Genomic DNA, 16,679 nt, shown 5'->3' on the forward strand with positions numbered 1-16,679 from the left:
CCCATATGCCCCTTCCTCCGCCAATGCCGCGCCTGATCGTGGAGCCCGCCGTCAGGCGTGCGCTTGAAGAAGATCTGGGTCGCGCGGGCGACATCACCACCGACTATGTGGTGCCCGAGGCCACCCGCGCGCAGGCGCGCATCGCGGCACGTCAGGCCGGCGTTGTGTCAGGGCTTGATGCCGCGCGCTCGGCTTTCAGGCTGGTGGACCCGGATCTGATGATTGGCGTTGAACGTCATGATGGAGATGTCGTGTCACCAGGCGACACGATCTGCCATCTCGACGGCAAGGCGCGGTCCATCCTCACGGGCGAGCGGGTGGCGCTTAACTTCATGGGGCACATGTCCGGCATTGCCACAGCTACCCGCACAATGGCGCAGTTGATTGCGCACGCGCGCGCGCGGGTGACGTGCACCCGCAAAACAACGCCGGGCCTCAGAGCGTTTGAAAAGCACGCCGTACGCTGCGGGGGTGGGGCAAACCATCGCTTTGGCCTCGATGATGGGCTGCTCATCAAGGACAACCACATTGCCGTTGCGGGCGGCATTGTCGCAGCCATTGAAGCAGCCCGCGCGCAGGCGGGGCACATGGTCAAAATCGAGTGCGAGGTGGATACGCTGGAGCAACTGGCGCAGGCGCTGGATGCGGGCGTTGAAGCCGTGTTGCTGGACAACATGCCACCGGCAACCCTTGCGCAGGCTGTGGCTATGAATGCAGGGCGTGCCACGCTGGAGGCGTCAGGCGGCATCAATGCCGACACCATTGTTGGTGTGGCGGAAAGCGGCGTTGATCTGATCTCCGTTGGCTGGCTCACCCATTCAGCGCCATCGCTTGATCTGGGCCTGGACATCGATTTTGGCGACTGAGCCTGCACGGCTGAGATGCGGGTCGCATGATCGCAGCTTCCCAATTCGACCTCGTGCTGCCTAAACTCCCTGAAACAGAAAATCAGGGAGAGACCAGATGAGCCAGGCCGACACACGCAAATCTATTTTCATTACCGGGGCTGCCAGCGGTATGGGGCTGGCAACCGCGCAGCTTTTTGCCTCCAAGGGCTGGTTTGTGGGAGCCACCGACGTCAACCAGGCGGGGCTTGATGCCTTTGCCAAAGATGCGGGCGCCGACAACTGCTTTACGTCGGTTCTGGATGTGCGCGACGGCGACGCCTATGCGCAGGTGCTCAAGGATTTTGCCGCACAGACCGGCGGCACCCTTGACCTGCTGTTCAATAATGCAGGCATCGGTGCCGGCGGCTTTTTCGATGAAATGAACTTCGACGATGTAATGGCGGTCGTGAACATCAACTTTGTTGGTGTCATGCGGGGCATTCACCTTGCCTACCCGCTGTTGCGCGCAACGCCCAACTCATTGTGCTTCACCACATCGTCATCGTCCGCCACCTTCGGTATGCCGGGCATTGCTGTGTATTCCGCCACCAAGCACGCAGTCAAAGGCTTGACAGAGGCGCTCTCCATTGAGTTCGCGCGCCATGGTGTGCGGGCGGCAGATGTGTTGCCGGGTCTGATTGATACGCCGATTTTGCCGGAGGGGACGCAGGACGGCGCGCCGAGCGAAGGCATGTTCCGGCTGATGCCCGCGTCATCTGTGGCGGATGCGGTGTGGGCTGCGTATCACACGCCGGACAGGCTGCACTGGTTTGTGCCGGAGGAAATCGGCGAACTGGACAAAGCGGCCGGCAACACGCCGGAGCTTGTGCGCGAGCAGATCAAGAATACAGGACCACTGGCCGCCGTCATCAAAGAGATGGAAGAGCGGGCTGCGGCTGCAAAATAGCCGCGGTTTCTAGCTGTCGCGCAGGCCGTTATATGCCGTCCAGCGGTAGAAAACGTGCCTGCCGACGGTCGCGGTTTCGTCCAGCGTCGGGGCCCAGTAGGGCGACACATAGTCTGCATGGTAATGCGTGGCCTTGCCGGTCACTTCTTCCCACTTCACGTCCAGCATCACGTAGCTGGCGATGGACATGGATTTTTCCCAGGCGTCTTTTTCAGCCGCCGTGTCCCGCAAACCGTCGCAGGTCCAGGAAAACTGGCAGCCCGTGGACAGGTTTGACCCCTGATAGACAACGCCGCAAATTGTACTTGGGTACCGTCGGTCATCCGCGCGGGTGAGCACCACTTCGGCCACGGCGAGCTTGCCTTGCGCACCCTCACTGCGGGCTTCGTGATAGATCGCCTCGGCAAGGCATTTGCGCTCACGCTCGAGCTGCTTTGGGCTCAGGTTTGCAAACTTCTTGTTCAGCCTTTGTGTGCCGGCAATCTGCACGGCGTTTGCTGTGACCGCATAGAAAGCCGCGTCACTCATGCTGGCGCTGACCGCGGGAAGCCGGGTTACGGGTGCCGCCATGCGCCCGCCCGCAACACGGGCAATCGCCTGGTTGCGAACCTGCTCTTTCACCGCCTGCACCTGCGGTGAGGCGCTGATGCCGGACGATGCATCTGAAGATGTGCCGAAAGGCGTGAAGCCTGTGATGGTGCCGGTGGCAACGCCGCCCATAAAAGCGAACATCACAGTCGCAAGGGCTGCCCCGGTGAGGCGTGCAGGGCGTCCGCGCATCAGATCTGCGGTAGCCTGCCAAACGGTGTCGAAGCTCCTGAGCATCGTCCTGTCTCCATTTCGGGCGTACCGAAAGAGGGCGCGCGAAACTGCGCAGCCTGCTTCTCTTTCAACGCCCCCAAAAACAAATCTGTCCAAAAGCCTCCCGGATGTCCGGGGATTTCAGGCTGCGGCACCCTCCTAGATGCCGGGACACTCACTTAGAAGAGGCAAGCTGTATGCCACCTGAACTGCTGGTGGGGACGCTTGCCTGCTCAGATCTTGCTGCGATGCACAACATGACGCCTGCGTCATGCTTGTCGCCAGTGGTGAGGGAGATAGCATTTACCCCCTACAGCTTCAAGCGTGTATTGCTCACAGATGGGTGAAAATATGTAACCATCTGTTTTTGTTATGTTTTTTTGGCGCAGGGCGGCTATGCGCAGGCTTTGGCACGGTTAATTTTTGCAGTGCAACATATGTGCTGAATCAGAACGGAATCAGCGAATATATATTGCGGTGCAACAAGATTACTCCGCTTGCAGCGCTGCCTGTGCCGCCGCCAGCCGGGCAATCGGCACGCGATAGGGTGAACATGAGACATAGTCCAGCCCGACGCTCTCACAGAAGCGTACCGATTCAGGATCGCCGCCGTGCTCGCCACAAATGCCCAGCTTAATGTCCGGGCGGGTGGCGCGGCCGCGCTCGACACCGATTTTCACAAGCTCACCGACGCCATCAGGGTCCAGCGACACGAACGGGTCCTGCTCGATGAGGCCCTGGTCCTGATAATTTTTCAGGAACATGGCGGCGTCGTCGCGCGAAATGCCGTAGGTGGTTTGCGTCAGGTCATTGGTGCCGAAGGAAAAGAACTCAGCCGTTTCGGCAATCCGGGCGGCCTGAAGCGCTGCGCGGGGCAGCTCAATCATGGTACCGACCAGATAGTTGAGCTTTTTGCCGGTCTCTTTTTCAACCTCGCCGGCGATGGCGACGATGCGGGCCTTCAACGTGTCCAGCTCCTGCTTCATGGCGACCAGCGGCACCATGATTTCAGGGGTGACGGGCGCGCCGGTTTTTTCGGCGGCGGCGATGGACGCTTCAAAAATGGCGCGGGCCTGCATCTCATAGATTTCAGGATACGAAATGCCAAGCCGACAGCCGCGATGACCCAGCATCGGGTTGAACTCGTGCAATTCGTGCGCCCGCTGTTTCAGCTTTTTGGCGTCGATGCCGGACGCTGCGGCCACGTCGTCCATCTCATCGTCCGTCTGCGGAAGAAACTCGTGCAGCGGCGGATCGAGCAGACGGATTGTGACCGGCAGGCCGGACATGATTTCAAACAGCTCGGTAAAGTCCTTGCGCTGCATCGGCAGGATTTTGGCCAGCGCCGTTTTGCGACCTTGGGTATCGTGCTCATCCGCCAGGATCATTTCACGCACGGCGACAATGCGCTCGGCTTCAAAGAACATGTGCTCCGTACGGCACAGGCCAATGCCTTCAGCGCCAAACTTGCGCGCGGTTTCAGCGTCGTGCGGCGTTTCGGCATTGGTGCGCACTTTCATGCGGCGGGCTTCGTCCGCCCACACCATAAGTTTGGCAAAGTCGCCGGAGAGTTCGGGCTGAAGTGTCGGCACTTCGCCCAGAATGACCTGCCCTTTGGAGCCATCAATAGTAATGATGTCGCCTTCCCTGACGGTCACACCACCAACGGTGAACTGCTTGGCGGCGTAGTCCACGCGCACAGAGCCGGTGCCCGATACACACGGCCGCCCCATGCCGCGCGCCACAACGGCGGCGTGGCTGGTCATGCCACCGCGCGTGGTCAAAATGCCCTGCGCGGCGTGCATCCCGTGAATGTCTTCCGGGCTGGTTTCAATACGCACCAGAATAACGCGCTTGCCCTCCTGCATACATTCCACCGCGTGTTCAGCGGTAAACACCACCGCACCGGAGGCCGCACCGGGCGACGCGGGCAGACCCGTGGCAATCACCTGACGTTCCGCCTTCGGATCAAGTGTGGGGTGCAGCAACTGGTCAAGCGAGCCGGGCTCAACGCGCAACACCGCTTCGTTGGAGGTAATCAGCCCTTCATCCACCATGTCGCAGGCGATCTTGAGCGCGGCTTTGGCCGTGCGTTTGCCGGAGCGGGTCTGCAACATCCACAGCTTGCCCTGCTGGACGGTGAACTCGATGTCCTGCATGTCGCGGTAGTGGCCTTCGAGCTTGTGATAGATGTCCACAAGCTGGCCGAACACCTCCGGCATGGCTTCTTCCATGCTGGGGTCTTTTGAGCCCGCCGCCACGCGCGCCTTTTTGGTGAGGTTCTGCGGTGTACGGATGCCCGCCACCACGTCCTCGCCCTGGGCGTTGATCAGAAACTCGCCGTAAAACTCGTTGGCCCCGGTGGACGGGTCGCGGGTGAACGCCACGCCGGTGGCCGACGTCTCGCCCATATTGCCGAACACCATGGCCTGCACGTTAACCGCCGTGCCCCAGCTTTCAGGAATGTTGTGCAGACGCCGATAGGTGTCGGCACGGTCGTTGCGCCAGGAGCCGAACACGGCCGAGATGGCACCCCATAACTGGTCGCGCACATCTTGCGGAAACGGCTGCTGCAATTCGCGTTCAACAGCCGCCTTGTAGTGGCTGATGATCTCTTTCCAGTTCTCGGCGGTGAGTTCCGTGTCCAGCGTCAGCTCATTGTCTTCCTTGAAGGTCTCCAGAATCTCTTCAAAGTGATAATGGTCAACGCCCAGCACCACGTCTGAATACATCTGGATAAAGCGGCGATAGCTGTCGAGCGCAAAACGCTCGTCGCCGGACAATGTGGCCAGCGCGCCAACGGTTTCGTCGTTGAGGCCCAGATTGAGCACAGTGTCCATCATGCCCGGCATGGAAGCACGCGCACCGGAGCGCACGGAGACCAGCAGCGGGTTTTTGGTATCACCAAACGTTGCACCCACAAGCGCGCCGATTTTCTCAAGCGCTGCATCAACCTGCCCTGACAAATCATCCGGGTACTTACGGTTGTTGTCGTAATAGGCCGTGCACAGATCAGTGGTGATGGTGAAGCCCGGCGGCACCGGCAGGCCAAGATTGGACATTTCAGCAAGGTTCGCGCCCTTGCCGCCCAAAAGGTTGCGGTCCTTGGCGGACCCTTCCGCCGTGCCGTCGCCAAAACTGTAAACCCACTTGGTCATGCTTCAGGTGCCTGTCTTGCGGTGTGGTTTGTTGTTGTGAATGAAGAGGGATGATTGCGGTAGGCCCGCTTGAGAGGGCTGCGATGATTGCAAGGCCGGTGCCCGCAAGGAAGCTTCATAGACCCTCCGATCAATCCTCCGATCAATTCGGAGGAGGAGGGAGAGCGGAGGAGGAGAAAGTGCGGAAAAAAACATGCCCGCTCACCGTCCCCCCGACGTCCCTCCGACTTGATCGGAGGGTCTATCAGAGCCGCTGTCTGGATTGTCCGGTTAAACCGGACAATGGCGGCAGGTGTTTGATGGTGGACCCATTTTATCACGCCATCCTCCGGCTTGACCGGGGGATCCATGGGCGTTGCGCTCAACTCAATAACAACAGCCATTCCTACCCCTCAACTCGTGAGAAGTCAGCCACCGTATGCAGCGCATCGCGGATTTGCGCGAGCAGCTTGAGGCGGTTTTCACGCAAGGCAGGGTCGTCGGCATTGACGGTTACGCCCTCAAAAAACAGATCAACCGGTCCGCGCAGCTTTGCCAGCGCTGCCATGGCGGCGGCGAAATCCTCTTTGGCCACGGCCTCGCGGGCAATGCCGGTGGCCGCATCAATGGCCGCATACAAATCGCTCTCGGCCTTCTCGGCAAACAGTTCGGTATTGGCCGCACCGGAGACGGTTTGTTTGTCCTTCTTTTCCTCGATGCGCAAAATGTTGGCCGCGCGTTTGTAGCCAGCCAGCAGGTTTGCGCCATCGTCGGTTGCGAGGAAATCAGACAGGGCGTTGACGCGCTGGACGATGAGCCAGAGGTCGTCCTGCCCTTCCATGGCGAAGACGGCATCGACGAGGTCGTGGCGTGCGCCTCGGTCGCGCAGATAGACTTTCAGGCGGTCTGCGAAAAAGTCGAGAAGTGCGCCCGAAAAAGTATAACAGACTGCAGGTCTAATGCCTCCGAGTCCTGTGATAGCGCCATAACTTGGCGCACGAAGCTCCATATTCTTCAAACGGTCGAGTGCGAGCTCACTTACAATATCGGATGGGACGCCCCACTTCTCCAATTCTCGTATAGAATCAAGTTCCTTAAACTTCGCCCGCTCATAATTGTCGGTGATCACAAAATCTGCGTGGCTCGAAAGCCAGCCCACCAAATTAACTCGCAGATCGCGCTCGAGAATAGCGCGTACGACACCGAGCGCCGCTCGACGGAGTGCGTATGGATCCTTAGATCCTGTCGGCTTTTCATTGATTGCCCAAAACCCAACAAGGGTATCCAGCTTATCCGCCAGCGCCACCGCGACGGAAACGAGACTCGTCGGCACGTCATCATCCGGCCCCTGCGGTGCGTAGTGGTCGCGGATGGCATCGGCAACTTCGGCGTCCTCACCGTCAGCCAGCGCGTAGTAGCGGCCCATGGTGCCTTGCAGGTCGGGGAACTCATAGACCATTCCCGTCGTCAGATCAGCCTTGGCCAGACAGGCGGCGCGTTCGGCCTTGTCCGGGTCGGCACCCACCTTGGGGGCCAGTTCGCGGGCGAGCTTGGCGACGCGCTCCATCTTGTCGTGCACGGTGCCCAGCTTGGCGTGGAACACCACGTTTTTGAGGTCTTCGATGCGGCTTTCAAGCGTGCGTTTCTTGTCTTCATCCCAGAAGAAACGGGCGTCTGAAAAACGCGCGCGCAGGACGCGGGCGTTTCCTTGCGCGATGGCCTTGCCGCCATCGTCGGCTTCCACGTTGGCGACGCAGATGAAGTTGGGGGCCATGCCGCCGGTTTTGGGGTCGCGCACGGCAAAGTATTTCTGGTTGGTGCGCATGGTGCTGGTCAGCACTTCGGGCGGCACGTCCAAAAACGCGGCATCGAAGCTGCCGAGCAGCGGCACCGGCCATTCAACGAGACCGGCGACTTCCGCCAGCAGCGCGTCGTCTTCCACCAGATCAAGGCCCTGCGCCTGACACAGGGTTCTGGCCTCGTGCAAAATCGTCTGCATACGGATTTCCGGGTCCACCATCACTTTTGCCCGGTCGAGGCTTACTTCATAATCCTCCAGCCGGTGCACGGTGATGGCGTCCGGGGCCATGAAGCGGTGGCCGTAGGTGGTATTGCCGCTGCGAATGCTCTGATTGTCGTTGAGGGCAACTTCAAAGGGCACGACCTCGCCGTCAAACGTGCAGACGATGCTGTGCAGCGGGCGGACCCAGCGCAGCGCGCCTGCGCCCCAGCGCATGGACTTGGGCCACGGAAACTTTTTGATGGTGTCCGGAATAATCTCGGCCAGAAGCTCCGGCACCGGGCGGCCTTTTTGTTCAATCACCGCAACGTAGAACGCGCCTTTTTTGTCTTCCTGGGTGATGCACTCGTCAATGCTGGCAAGGCCCGCCGATTTCAAAAAGCCTTCCAGCGCTTTTTCGGGCGCGCCGACGCGGGGGCCTTTGCGTTCTTCCTTGCGGTCAGGGGCTGAGCCAGGCAGACCGCCAAGGGCCAGCATCAACCGGCGCGGCGTGTAGTGAATGCGCGCCCACTCATAGGTGACGCCCTGATCCACCAGCGCGCCGGTGACCATGCGTTGCAAATCTTCCGCAGCCTGCTTTTGCATACGCGCGGGGATTTCTTCACTGAACAGCTCAATGAGGGTTTCAGGCATTGCTGATTGCCCCCTCACTTTGCTGAGGCAGGAAGCGCACGAAGGGACGTGTGGCTCCGGGCACACCTTTGTTGCTTCCCCGCGGCCTGACCGCGGGGCCCAGGGCAGCCCGGCACACAACAAACCAAGAGGAGGCCACCATCATGCGTCCGCCCCTTCAAGCTGCGTGGCCAGATACGCATCGCAACAGCCTTTGGCCAAGTTCCGTACACGGCCTATATACGCCTGCCGTTCAGTGACCGAGATGGCGCCCCGCGCATCCAGCAGGTTGAAGCGGTGGGAGGCTTTGAGCACCTGATCGTAGGCGGGCAGCGGCAGGGCCGGGGAATGGCTCAGCAGGCGCTCGCACTCTTTTTCGGCGTCAACAAAATGCGCCTTGAGGGTTTCAACGTCGGCAGCCTCAAAGTTGTGGTGGGAGTATTCGACCTCGGCCTGATGGAAGACATCGCCGTAGGTGACTTTCTTGTCGCCCTGCGCCCCGTTGAAATCCAGCTCAAAGCCGTTATCCACGCCCTGCACATACATGGCCAGGCGCTCCAGCCCGTAGGTCAGTTCGCCTGACACGGGCGCGCAGTCGATGCCGCCGACCTGCTGAAAATACGTGAACTGCGACACTTCCATGCCGTCGCACCACACTTCCCAGCCCAGCCCCCAGGCGCCCAGCGTCGGGCTTTCCCAGTCGTCTTCCACAAAGCGGATGTCGTGCAGCTTGGGGTCGATGCCCAGCGCATAGAGGCTTTGCAGGTAAAGCTCCTGAATGTTGTCAGGGCTGGGCTTCAGGATCACCTGAAACTGGTAGTAGTGCTGAAAGCGGTTGGGGTTTTCACCATAGCGGCCATCGGTCGGGCGGCGCGATGGCTGCACATACGCTGCGTTCCAGTGCTTGGGGCCAAGGGCGCGCAACGTTGTGGCGGGGTGAAACGTGCCGGCGCCCATTTCCATGTCGTAAGGCTGCAATATCACGCAGCCCTGCTCCGCCCAGAAGCGTTGCAGGGTGAGGATCAGCCCCTGAAAGGATGTGTCGGCCCTGGCCGGTGGTGCGGTCATGGTGCGCGGGCGCCTGCTTTGCAAAACCAAGTGTCTGACACGCGGGAGATTTTCGCAGAATCGCTTGGCGAAACGCGCATTGCCCCCGGCGCGGCGGAACCTAGCCGCGCGGGTCAGGTGGGGTCAAGGAAAGAGGCGAATACCCGGTGTGCGCTAGCTGCCGGATTTGTCCCTGGGCCGATAAACGCCGTCGCTGCCTGGCTCAAGGGTCTGGCTGTCGCGCTGGCGGGTCATGTGCTCGGTGGCGCGGCGGGCGGCTTCTTCAACGGCCGAGCGGCGGCCCGTGCCACGGTCCTTGAAGGCGCGCCAGGCGGCCAGGGCGCCGATCACCAGAAGGCCGGTGATAATGAGGTTGGTCATTGATTGCTCCCCTTTGCGGCACTTAAAGGCCGTAGCGCGACCATAGCGCACGGGTTTCCAGCGCTGTGAGGCCATTTTCGACCAGATTGGTGTCTGAGAAAAGCGGCGGGTGTGTGGCCGCCACTTCCGCTGCATGTTTGCGGCGCAGGAAGCCACCGGACGTATGCACCAGCTTGAGGCGGGTCTTGTCGCCGTATTTTTCGCGCAGAATGCTGCGCATGTCGCCCAGACCATCAATCAGGCCGTGGGTTTTGGCGGTGGCGCCGGTCCAGAACGAGCCGGTGAACAGGTCGCTTTCAGGGGCCGTCAGTTTACCCTCGCGGCGGTCGCGCACCATCTGCTTGAAACTTTCGTGGACTTCGGCCTGCAGGTTTTTGAGGTGTTCCACGTCTTTGGGGTCTTCGGGTTTGAACGGGTCGAGCATCGCCTTGCTTTCGCCTGCCGTGTAGATGCGCCGCTCAATGCCAATGCGGTCGATCAGGCTTTTGAAGCCAAAACCGGCCGACACAACGCCGATGGAGCCGACGACCGAGTTTTCGTCGGCATAAATCTCGTCGCCCGCCAGCGCCAGCATGTAGCCGCCCGACGCGCCCACATCCTCGATGAAGGCAAAAACCGGGATTTCGTTTTCCGCGGACAGCGCCCGGATGCGCTTCATGATGAGCGCTGACTGCACGGGCGAGCCGCCGGGCGAATTGATGGCCAGCGCCACGGCCCTGGCGGATTTGTTGGAGAACGCAGCCTCAAGGTCCGCCGCAACGCCCGCCAGCGACAGGGCCGAGCGCAGCGGCGTGGAGGTGCCGCCGATAACGCCGGACAGGCGCACCACGTTTACGAGGGGCTGGGGGTCGGAGATCAGCCGCCGGGCGATGGGTCCGATCAGCGGCTGGTCGCGCAGGGCGCGCAGGTTTTCTTTGATTTTCATGAGCCAGACATAGGGAGTGGCGCGCCATCGCGCAATATGGCCCAGGCCTGCGAGGTAAATCGCCCGTCCATGCCGTGCAGCACCATGCCGGGCAATAGTTTGAGCGGTGCGCGGCTGCCCTTGGTGGCCTGCACGATGATGCGCGAGGCGGGCTTGCCGCTGTCGGGCGGCGCGGGCCAGAGCGGAAAAATCTGCGTGCCCCCTGCCCTGCCGTCGAGGGTTGCGAGCATTTCCGCCAGCCTGTCGGCACGGTTGATGAAGGTGAGCGTGCCGCCGGGTTTCACCATGCGGGTGGCGAACTTCACCCATGCATCCAGCAGGTTTTGTGGCCCGGCAAGGGCGCGGGCGCGAGCATCGCCGGGCGGGACACTGGCGTTGCTTTCGGTCAGAAACGGCGGGTTGGCGATGGCATGGTCGCAGCTTTCAGGCACCAGCCCCACAGCTTCAAGCACGCTGCCCTTGGCGGTGACGTCGGCTTCCACCAGCGTCATAACGTCAGCGAGGTTATTGCGATCCGCATTTTTGGCGGCCAGCGCGAGGGCCGAGTGTTCAATTTCTACACCGAGGACATGGGCGCCGGTGCGGCTGGCGAGGCACAGGGCGGCAACGCCGGGGCCGCAGCCGGGCTCGATCACCCGTTCGCCTGGCCTGGCGGGACACGCGGCAGACAGCATCACCGTGTCGAGGCCGGCCCTGAAGCCGTGGCGCGGCTGCAGGCATTTGATCTGGCCGCTGAGAAAATCATCATCGGTGGTTTCATTCGTTGGGGCGGTTTGCATCTAGTAGCGGCTTTCCCCGATGGGCGGCACGTCGATGCCGGCGTCTATCAGCAAGCGGCGCGCGGCCACTGCGTCTTCATCGTGCACGGCCAGGCGGCGCGGCAAAACGCCGATCGAGCCCTCAAGCACGCTCATGTGCTGGTCCAGCACATCATAGGGAATGCCCGCATCTTTCAGCAGCGCTTCGGCGAATGAGACCATCACCTGGTTGTTTGTGCGCAGAAGTTCAATCATGTGTGTTTGCTGCTATTCCCCTAAAACCGGCCGTGATATACGCGGCGGCACGCCGCATGACAGTTGACTTGACCCCCCGACCCCCGCTCTTAGACTGCCAGAAAAGCTGCCGGGATGCGCCAAAACACGGCCAATCGCAACCAAAGCTTACCAAACCTCAAAGGAGCGCTCCAAAATGGGCGTTGTTGTTCCCCTTAAAAGCGAACGCGGTGCCGGCAGTGATGCTGTTGAACGGCTGACAGCGCTTGTGGGCGATGACATGGAGCGGGTCACCGACCTCATCCTGTCGCGCCTTGCGTCGCAGGTCGAGATGGTGCCGGAGCTGGCGGGTCACATTGTTGAGAGCGGCGGCAAGCGCCTGCGCCCGATGATGACGCTCGCGGCTGCCAATATCTGCGGCTATCAGGGTACGGACCATCTCAAACTTGCCGCCGCCGTTGAGCTGATGCACACGGCCACCCTGCTGCACGACGACGTGGTGGACGAAAGCGACCTGCGGCGCGGCAAGGAAGCAGCGCGGAAAATATGGGGCAATCAGGCCAGCGTGCTGGTGGGTGACTTTTTGCTGGGCCGCGCCTTCAAGATGATGGTGGAGGTCGGCTCGCTTCCGGCGCTCGATATTTTGTCGTCCGCGGCCTGCGTGATCGCTGAAGGCGAAGTGCTGCAGCTTGCCACCACCAAAGACACGCGCACCACGGAAGATGCCTATTTGCAGGTGGTGAACGCCAAAACGGCGGCGCTGTTTGCAGCCGCCACCGAAGTGGGCGCGATCATTGCCGAGCGCCCGCAAAGCGAGCAGGCGGCGCTTGAGTCCTATGGCCGCAATCTGGGCATTGCGTTTCAGCTTGTGGATGACGCGCTGGATTATTCGGGCCGTCAGGCAACACTGGGCAAGACCGTGGGTGATGATTTCCGCGAAGGCAAACTGACGCTGCCCGTCGTGCTCGCGTATCGCCGGGGCGACGCCAAGGAACGCCAGTTCTGGGAACGCACTTTGCGGGATGGCGAGCAGAACGACAGCGACATGGACCACGCGATTGCCATCATGCAAAAGCACGGCTGCCTCGATGACACGATCGGGCGGGCGCGGCACTACGGCGCCATTGCATGTGACGCGCTGGCGATTTTCCCCAGGAGCGACATGCGCGAGGTGCTCATCAGCCTCGTGCATTTCTGCGTGAACCGCAGCTATTGAGATCAGGATTCGGAAATCCCGTTTCAGTGAGACCCTCCGGTCAATCCCCCGATCAAGTCGGAGGAGCAGGGATGTCGGTTGGTGGGGCAAAGGATCGGACTAAAATTACCGCTTTCCCTCCGGCTTGACCGGAGGGTCTCGTATCAACCTGCTATGGCAGCGGTATATCCTCTGATAAATCCCGCCACGTGGGGTTTTCTTTTTCGATCAACTCCGCCTTCCACACCCGCAACCACCGCTTTAGCCGCCGCTCGCGCTGCTTTGCCTTCTCGCGTGTATCGTAGGCTTCGAAATGTACGAGGCGGGTCAGGTTGTATCGTTTCGCAAACCCTTCGCGTACTTTCTCGCGGTGCTCCATGAGGCGTCGGCCCAGATCATCCGTGTACCCGATATAAAGCGTGCCGTCGGGCTTGTTGGTCATGATGTACACGAAAAAGGCCATGGGGCAGCAGAGCCGCAACGAGACCCTCCGGTCAAGCCGGAGGGAAGTCGGGGTTTTTGTTGGGCCCCACCCACCTTTCTCCGCCCTCCCTCCTCCTCCGACTTGATCGGGGGATTGACCGGAGGGTCAGGTGCGACAAATGCTGGCGGATGTTTTTAAGAAAGCAGTTCTGCCGCCGCGACCCACCATTGCGGGCGCCGCAGACTCTGCGCGGCATCCAGCGCCGCCGCTTCATCAGCATACAAACCAAAGCAGGTGGCTCCTGAGCCGGACATGCGGGCGATCAGGCAGCCGCTGGTTGCGGACAGCGCCTTTAGCGCCTCGCCCACCTGCGGCACCAGCGCGCGGGCGGGGGGTTCGAGGTCGTTGCGGCATGTCAGCAGGAAGCGGGCGAGAGCCTGCGCATCCGCGAAACCGCCGGGCCAGAAGGTGTTGGTTGCGCCGGTGACATTGCCCGCGTTCAAAGCCTTGAAAACAGGGCCGGTTGCGACAGGCACACCGGGGTTTACCAGCACACACCATACGGGCGGCAACAGCGGCGGCGGCGTGATGATTTCACCAATGCCCGACATGATGCGCGGGTGTGGCGCGTGGAGGCAGACCGGCACATCTGCGCCGAGTTGCGCGCCCAGCGTTGCCAGTTCTGCGGTGCTGTGACCAAGGGTCCACAGGGTGTTCAGCGCGCGCAGGGCGGCTGCGCAATCGGCAGAGCCACCCCCTATGCCCGCTGCAACCGGCAAGTGCTTTTCAAGGGTGATGCGGGCACCCTGCTCGTGTTTCTGGCCCCGCCCCTGATCCAGCAGCCGGGCAGCGCGCAAAACCAGATTGTCCGTGTCCGGCGTATCTGCCAGTGACGCAGCGTTGGGGCCGGTCACGGTGAACGACAGGTCGTCTGCGGGTTCCGCCGTCAGCGTGTCGCCAACACCAGCAAACGCCACAAGGCTTTCAAGCTGATGATAGCCGTCGGCGCGCTTGCCCAGCACATGCAGTGTGAGGTTTATCTTGGCGGGGGCCTTTTCGCTGACGGCACTCACGCGAGCAGCCCCAGCTCTTTTTGCTTTTTCTTCGACAGCCCGGCAGCAATCATCCCGTGGGATTGTTTGATGTAAGCCTTCAACTCATCGTCGGTGAGGCCGGGCTTCGCATAATGCTGCACCCATTTGAGACCGCGTGAGGCCATGTAGGGCGCGGGCCTGATGCCGGCTTGTTGCGGCAGCATTTCAAAGGCCATGTCAGTAACCTTGAAGGTGAAGGCGGCTTCATCGTCGGCCCAGCCGCAAATGGCAAATACCTTGCCGCCCACCTTCCAGACATCCGCATCGCCCCACTGCACAATGTGGCTGGTGGCGTGCAGTGATTTGCAGTAGGCGTTGAATTGCTTGCGTGTCATCGCCAGCGTTCTCCTGCTTGACGTCAGGAACCCGCCGACGCGTTGGCGGCTTCTGCCGCTTCAACCGCGTCCAGACCCACGTCCAGCTTGAGTTTGATGCGCGTGGCCACGTCTTCTTCGGGGTCGCTGTCGAGTGCATGTTGCCACTGGAAGCGGGCTTCGGTGCGGCGGCCCACTTTCCAGAAGGCATCCCCCAGATGGTCGTTGATGGTGGGGTCGTGGGGGTCCAGTTCAACCGCGCGCTCAAGCTGTTCAACGGCTTCGTCATAGCGGCCAAGCTGGAAAAATGCCCAGCCCAGACTGTCCACTATGAAGCCGTCGTTGGGGCGCTGGTCCACGGCGCGCTGGATCATGTCCAGGGCTTCATCAAAATTGCGGTTCTGCTCCAGCCACGAATAGCCCAGATAGTTGAGGACGTAGGGCTGATCCGGCTCAAGCTCCAGCGCTTTGAGAAAATCGTCTTCGGCGGACTGCCATTTGCCCTGCCGTTCACGGGTGACGCCGCGTGCATAAAACAGTGTCCAGTGGCGGCCTACAGCGTCGCGCAGCAGGTCCAGCGCCTTGGAATACTGTACTTCGGCGTCGGCAAAACGCTCCTTGGAGCGATACAGGTCACCCAGTGCAATGGCGATTTCGCCGTTGGTGCCCTCGCGCCGTTCAAGTCTGCGCAGGGCTGAAATAGCCTCATCCGTGCGGCCGATACGCTCAAGCAGCAGCGCGTGCTCGATGCGGGCAGTGGTGGAAAGAGCTGAACCCGACGGCACGGCGTCATAGGCAGCGGCCGCCGCTTCAAGATCGCCGGAATTGGTCAGCAGTTCAGCCAGCAGCACGCGCGCAACATCAAGATCGGGGTCCGCATACAGAGCAAGCTGCAGATACAGCACCGATACATCCACGCCCTGATCGCGCGACAGCGCACTGCCCAGACCGTAAAGCGCCTCGGCCACGCCGCCGCGTGTTGTGGTCACCAGCGGATCTGGCACATTGCCCGCGCGGGCGCGCGACAGGGCCGCAGTGATGAGGGGGTGGCCGGGCGATAAGGCCAGATAGCCGGAATAAATCACCACCGCATCATCAGACTGGCCAGTGCGCTCAAGAAAGCGTCCATACGCCTCGACAATGCGCACGGACCCGCCGCCGGATGACGACATGGCGGTTTCATAGGCCTCGCGGGCCGCATCCGTGCGGTTGCCCAGATCAGCGATCAGCGCTGTGTGGTAGCTGCTGAAAAGCGTATGGCCGGGGCCTGCATCAGCTCCATTGGTGTCGAAATCGAGTTTTTGCAGCGCGGCGGCGTAGTTGCCCTCACCTACATAGGTCCAGGCCGACAGCAACCCGCCGACGAGGCTGGTGAACGGGCCAGGGGATGCTTCGTCAAACTGTTCACGGGCACGCACAAAGTTGCCGTTGCGGGCATCACGCACACCCAGGACCAGCCGCGCGGTGCGATCTCCGGGATCCTGCCGCACAACTTTTTCAGCCAGGGTGGCAGCACGCGGAATGTTGCCTGCGGTGACCTGCAGCAAAAACGCCCGATCCAGAATAACGCGGTTTTTCGGATCTTCGGTCAGCACCTGATCGTAGAAATCAGCCGCCGCATCGCGGTCGCGCCGGTTGGTGGCGTGGCGGGCGGCCAGGTAGTTGCCCAGCTTGCTGTCGGGGTTGCGGCCCGCAGCATCCACACGCAGGTTTTTACCAACGGTGCTGTCATCAAAGTCGCGCGTGTCGAGTTGGCCAAATCCGGCACACCCTGCCAGCACGGCGGCCATGAGGCCCGTGGCAAGCACCTTTGCCATGCGCGGCAGATGAGATGTCAGAAGGTCTGTCACGTCTGCTTGCACCTGCCACTCGTTAAACCGCTAAGCACCACTCTACCGCAGGCGCGCGCATAGGCTTAGTCAAATCCGCTTTACGCCATATGA

General features: G+C 61.3%; 15 protein-coding genes. 3 read left to right on the top strand and 12 right to left on the bottom strand.

Features of this window, described 5'->3' with window-relative positions; translation table 11 throughout:
• Nucleotides 1–5 precede the first annotated feature (5 nt).
• Together nadC and RIB87_RS10510 are read left to right on the top strand one after the other, a co-directional pair.
• Nucleotides 6–866, top strand: coding sequence for a carboxylating nicotinate-nucleotide diphosphorylase (gene nadC, locus RIB87_RS10505; protein WP_350146317.1), 861 nt, complete (start codon nt 6–8; stop codon nt 864–866).
• Nucleotides 867–963: 97 nt separating this feature from the next.
• Nucleotides 964–1,794: an SDR family oxidoreductase gene (locus tag RIB87_RS10510; protein WP_350146319.1), complete on the top strand. Its 831-nt coding sequence runs from the start codon at nt 964–966 to the stop codon at nt 1,792–1,794.
• A 9-nt stretch (nt 1,795–1,803) separates the two neighbouring features.
• On the opposite strand, the gene RIB87_RS10515 is transcribed toward RIB87_RS10510, so the two are convergent.
• The 8 genes from RIB87_RS10515 to RIB87_RS10550 all read right to left on the bottom strand — a co-directional run bounded on the left by RIB87_RS10515 (nt 1,804) and on the right by RIB87_RS10550 (nt 11,730).
• On the bottom strand, nt 1,804–2,619 hold the full coding sequence (locus RIB87_RS10515) for a cell wall hydrolase (RefSeq protein WP_350146321.1): 816 nt from the start codon (nt 2,617–2,619) through the stop codon (nt 1,804–1,806).
• Between the two features lie 464 nt (nt 2,620–3,083).
• Nucleotides 3,084–5,753: a pyruvate, phosphate dikinase gene (gene ppdK, locus RIB87_RS10520; protein WP_350146323.1), complete on the bottom strand. Its 2,670-nt coding sequence runs from the start codon at nt 5,751–5,753 to the stop codon at nt 3,084–3,086.
• A gap of 385 nt (nt 5,754–6,138) precedes the next feature.
• On the bottom strand, nt 6,139–8,385 hold the full coding sequence (glyS, locus tag RIB87_RS10525; protein WP_350146325.1) for a glycine--tRNA ligase subunit beta: 2,247 nt from the start codon (nt 8,383–8,385) through the stop codon (nt 6,139–6,141).
• Nucleotides 8,386–8,526: 141 nt separating this feature from the next.
• Nucleotides 8,527–9,432: a glycine--tRNA ligase subunit alpha gene (locus RIB87_RS10530; RefSeq protein ID WP_350146328.1), complete on the bottom strand. Its 906-nt coding sequence runs from the start codon at nt 9,430–9,432 to the stop codon at nt 8,527–8,529.
• Between the two features lie 153 nt (nt 9,433–9,585).
• A complete protein-coding gene (locus RIB87_RS10535) occupies nt 9,586–9,792 on the bottom strand; it encodes a hypothetical protein (RefSeq protein WP_350146330.1) in 207 nt (68 codons plus the stop codon).
• A gap of 22 nt (nt 9,793–9,814) precedes the next feature.
• Nucleotides 9,815–10,717, bottom strand: a complete 903-nt coding sequence (locus RIB87_RS10540; protein ID WP_350146332.1) for a S49 family peptidase — start codon at nt 10,715–10,717, stop codon at nt 9,815–9,817.
• Nucleotides 10,714–11,496 carry a tRNA1(Val) (adenine(37)-N6)-methyltransferase gene (locus RIB87_RS10545; RefSeq protein WP_350146334.1) on the bottom strand — a complete coding sequence of 261 codons (783 nt, stop codon included), beginning with the start codon at nt 11,494–11,496 and terminating at the stop codon, nt 10,714–10,716. The genes RIB87_RS10540 and RIB87_RS10545 overlap by 4 nt, the downstream gene beginning before the upstream one ends.
• Nucleotides 11,497–11,730, bottom strand: a complete 234-nt coding sequence (locus tag RIB87_RS10550) for a putative signal transducing protein (protein WP_350146336.1) — start codon at nt 11,728–11,730, stop codon at nt 11,497–11,499.
• 175 nt (nt 11,731–11,905) lie between these two features.
• On the opposite strand from RIB87_RS10550, the gene RIB87_RS10555 reads away from it, so the two are divergent.
• Nucleotides 11,906–12,925 carry a polyprenyl synthetase family protein gene (locus RIB87_RS10555; RefSeq protein ID WP_350146339.1) on the top strand — a complete coding sequence of 340 codons (1,020 nt, stop codon included), beginning with the start codon at nt 11,906–11,908 and terminating at the stop codon, nt 12,923–12,925.
• Nucleotides 12,926–13,076: 151 nt separating this feature from the next.
• Here the strand turns inward: RIB87_RS10555 and RIB87_RS10560 are convergent, their stop codons facing one another.
• The 4 genes from RIB87_RS10560 to RIB87_RS10575 form a co-directional block, all read right to left on the bottom strand.
• A complete protein-coding gene (locus RIB87_RS10560) occupies nt 13,077–13,367 on the bottom strand; it encodes a GIY-YIG nuclease family protein (RefSeq protein WP_350146341.1) in 291 nt (96 codons plus the stop codon).
• 155 nt (nt 13,368–13,522) lie between these two features.
• Nucleotides 13,523–14,401 (bottom strand): 4-(cytidine 5'-diphospho)-2-C-methyl-D-erythritol kinase, encoded by an 879-nt coding sequence (locus RIB87_RS10565; RefSeq protein ID WP_350146343.1) that lies wholly within the window; start codon nt 14,399–14,401, stop codon nt 13,523–13,525.
• On the bottom strand, nt 14,398–14,757 hold the full coding sequence (locus tag RIB87_RS10570; RefSeq protein ID WP_350146345.1) for an MmcQ/YjbR family DNA-binding protein: 360 nt from the start codon (nt 14,755–14,757) through the stop codon (nt 14,398–14,400). The genes RIB87_RS10565 and RIB87_RS10570 overlap by 4 nt, the downstream gene beginning before the upstream one ends.
• Before the next feature lie 23 nt (nt 14,758–14,780).
• Nucleotides 14,781–16,586, bottom strand: coding sequence for a tetratricopeptide repeat protein (locus RIB87_RS10575; RefSeq protein WP_350146347.1), 1,806 nt, complete (start codon nt 16,584–16,586; stop codon nt 14,781–14,783).
• Nucleotides 16,587–16,679: the final 93 nt, after the last annotated feature.

It is taken from the genome of Pyruvatibacter sp. (assembly GCF_040219635.1).
Classification (GTDB): Bacteria; Pseudomonadota; Alphaproteobacteria; order CGMCC-115125; family CGMCC-115125; genus Pyruvatibacter.

Coding starts and splice junctions, on each gene's coding strand:
- nadC (WP_350146317.1), top strand. CDS start 6: ATGCCCCTTCCTCCGCCAATGCCGCGCCTGATCGTGGAGCCCGCCGTC.
- RIB87_RS10510 (WP_350146319.1), top strand. CDS start 964: ATGAGCCAGGCCGACACACGCAAATCTATTTTCATTACCGGGGCTGCC.
- RIB87_RS10515 (WP_350146321.1), bottom strand. CDS start 2,619: ATGCTCAGGAGCTTCGACACCGTTTGGCAGGCTACCGCAGATCTGATG.
- ppdK (WP_350146323.1), bottom strand. CDS start 5,753: ATGACCAAGTGGGTTTACAGTTTTGGCGACGGCACGGCGGAAGGGTCC.
- glyS (WP_350146325.1), bottom strand. CDS start 8,385: ATGCCTGAAACCCTCATTGAGCTGTTCAGTGAAGAAATCCCCGCGCGT.
- RIB87_RS10530 (WP_350146328.1), bottom strand. CDS start 9,432: ATGACCGCACCACCGGCCAGGGCCGACACATCCTTTCAGGGGCTGATC.
- RIB87_RS10535 (WP_350146330.1), bottom strand. CDS start 9,792: ATGACCAACCTCATTATCACCGGCCTTCTGGTGATCGGCGCCCTGGCC.
- RIB87_RS10540 (WP_350146332.1), bottom strand. CDS start 10,717: ATGAAAATCAAAGAAAACCTGCGCGCCCTGCGCGACCAGCCGCTGATC.
- RIB87_RS10545 (WP_350146334.1), bottom strand. CDS start 11,496: ATGCAAACCGCCCCAACGAATGAAACCACCGATGATGATTTTCTCAGC.
- RIB87_RS10550 (WP_350146336.1), bottom strand. CDS start 11,730: ATGATTGAACTTCTGCGCACAAACAACCAGGTGATGGTCTCATTCGCC.
- RIB87_RS10555 (WP_350146339.1), top strand. CDS start 11,906: ATGGGCGTTGTTGTTCCCCTTAAAAGCGAACGCGGTGCCGGCAGTGAT.
- RIB87_RS10560 (WP_350146341.1), bottom strand. CDS start 13,367: ATGGCCTTTTTCGTGTACATCATGACCAACAAGCCCGACGGCACGCTT.
- RIB87_RS10570 (WP_350146345.1), bottom strand. CDS start 14,757: ATGACACGCAAGCAATTCAACGCCTACTGCAAATCACTGCACGCCACC.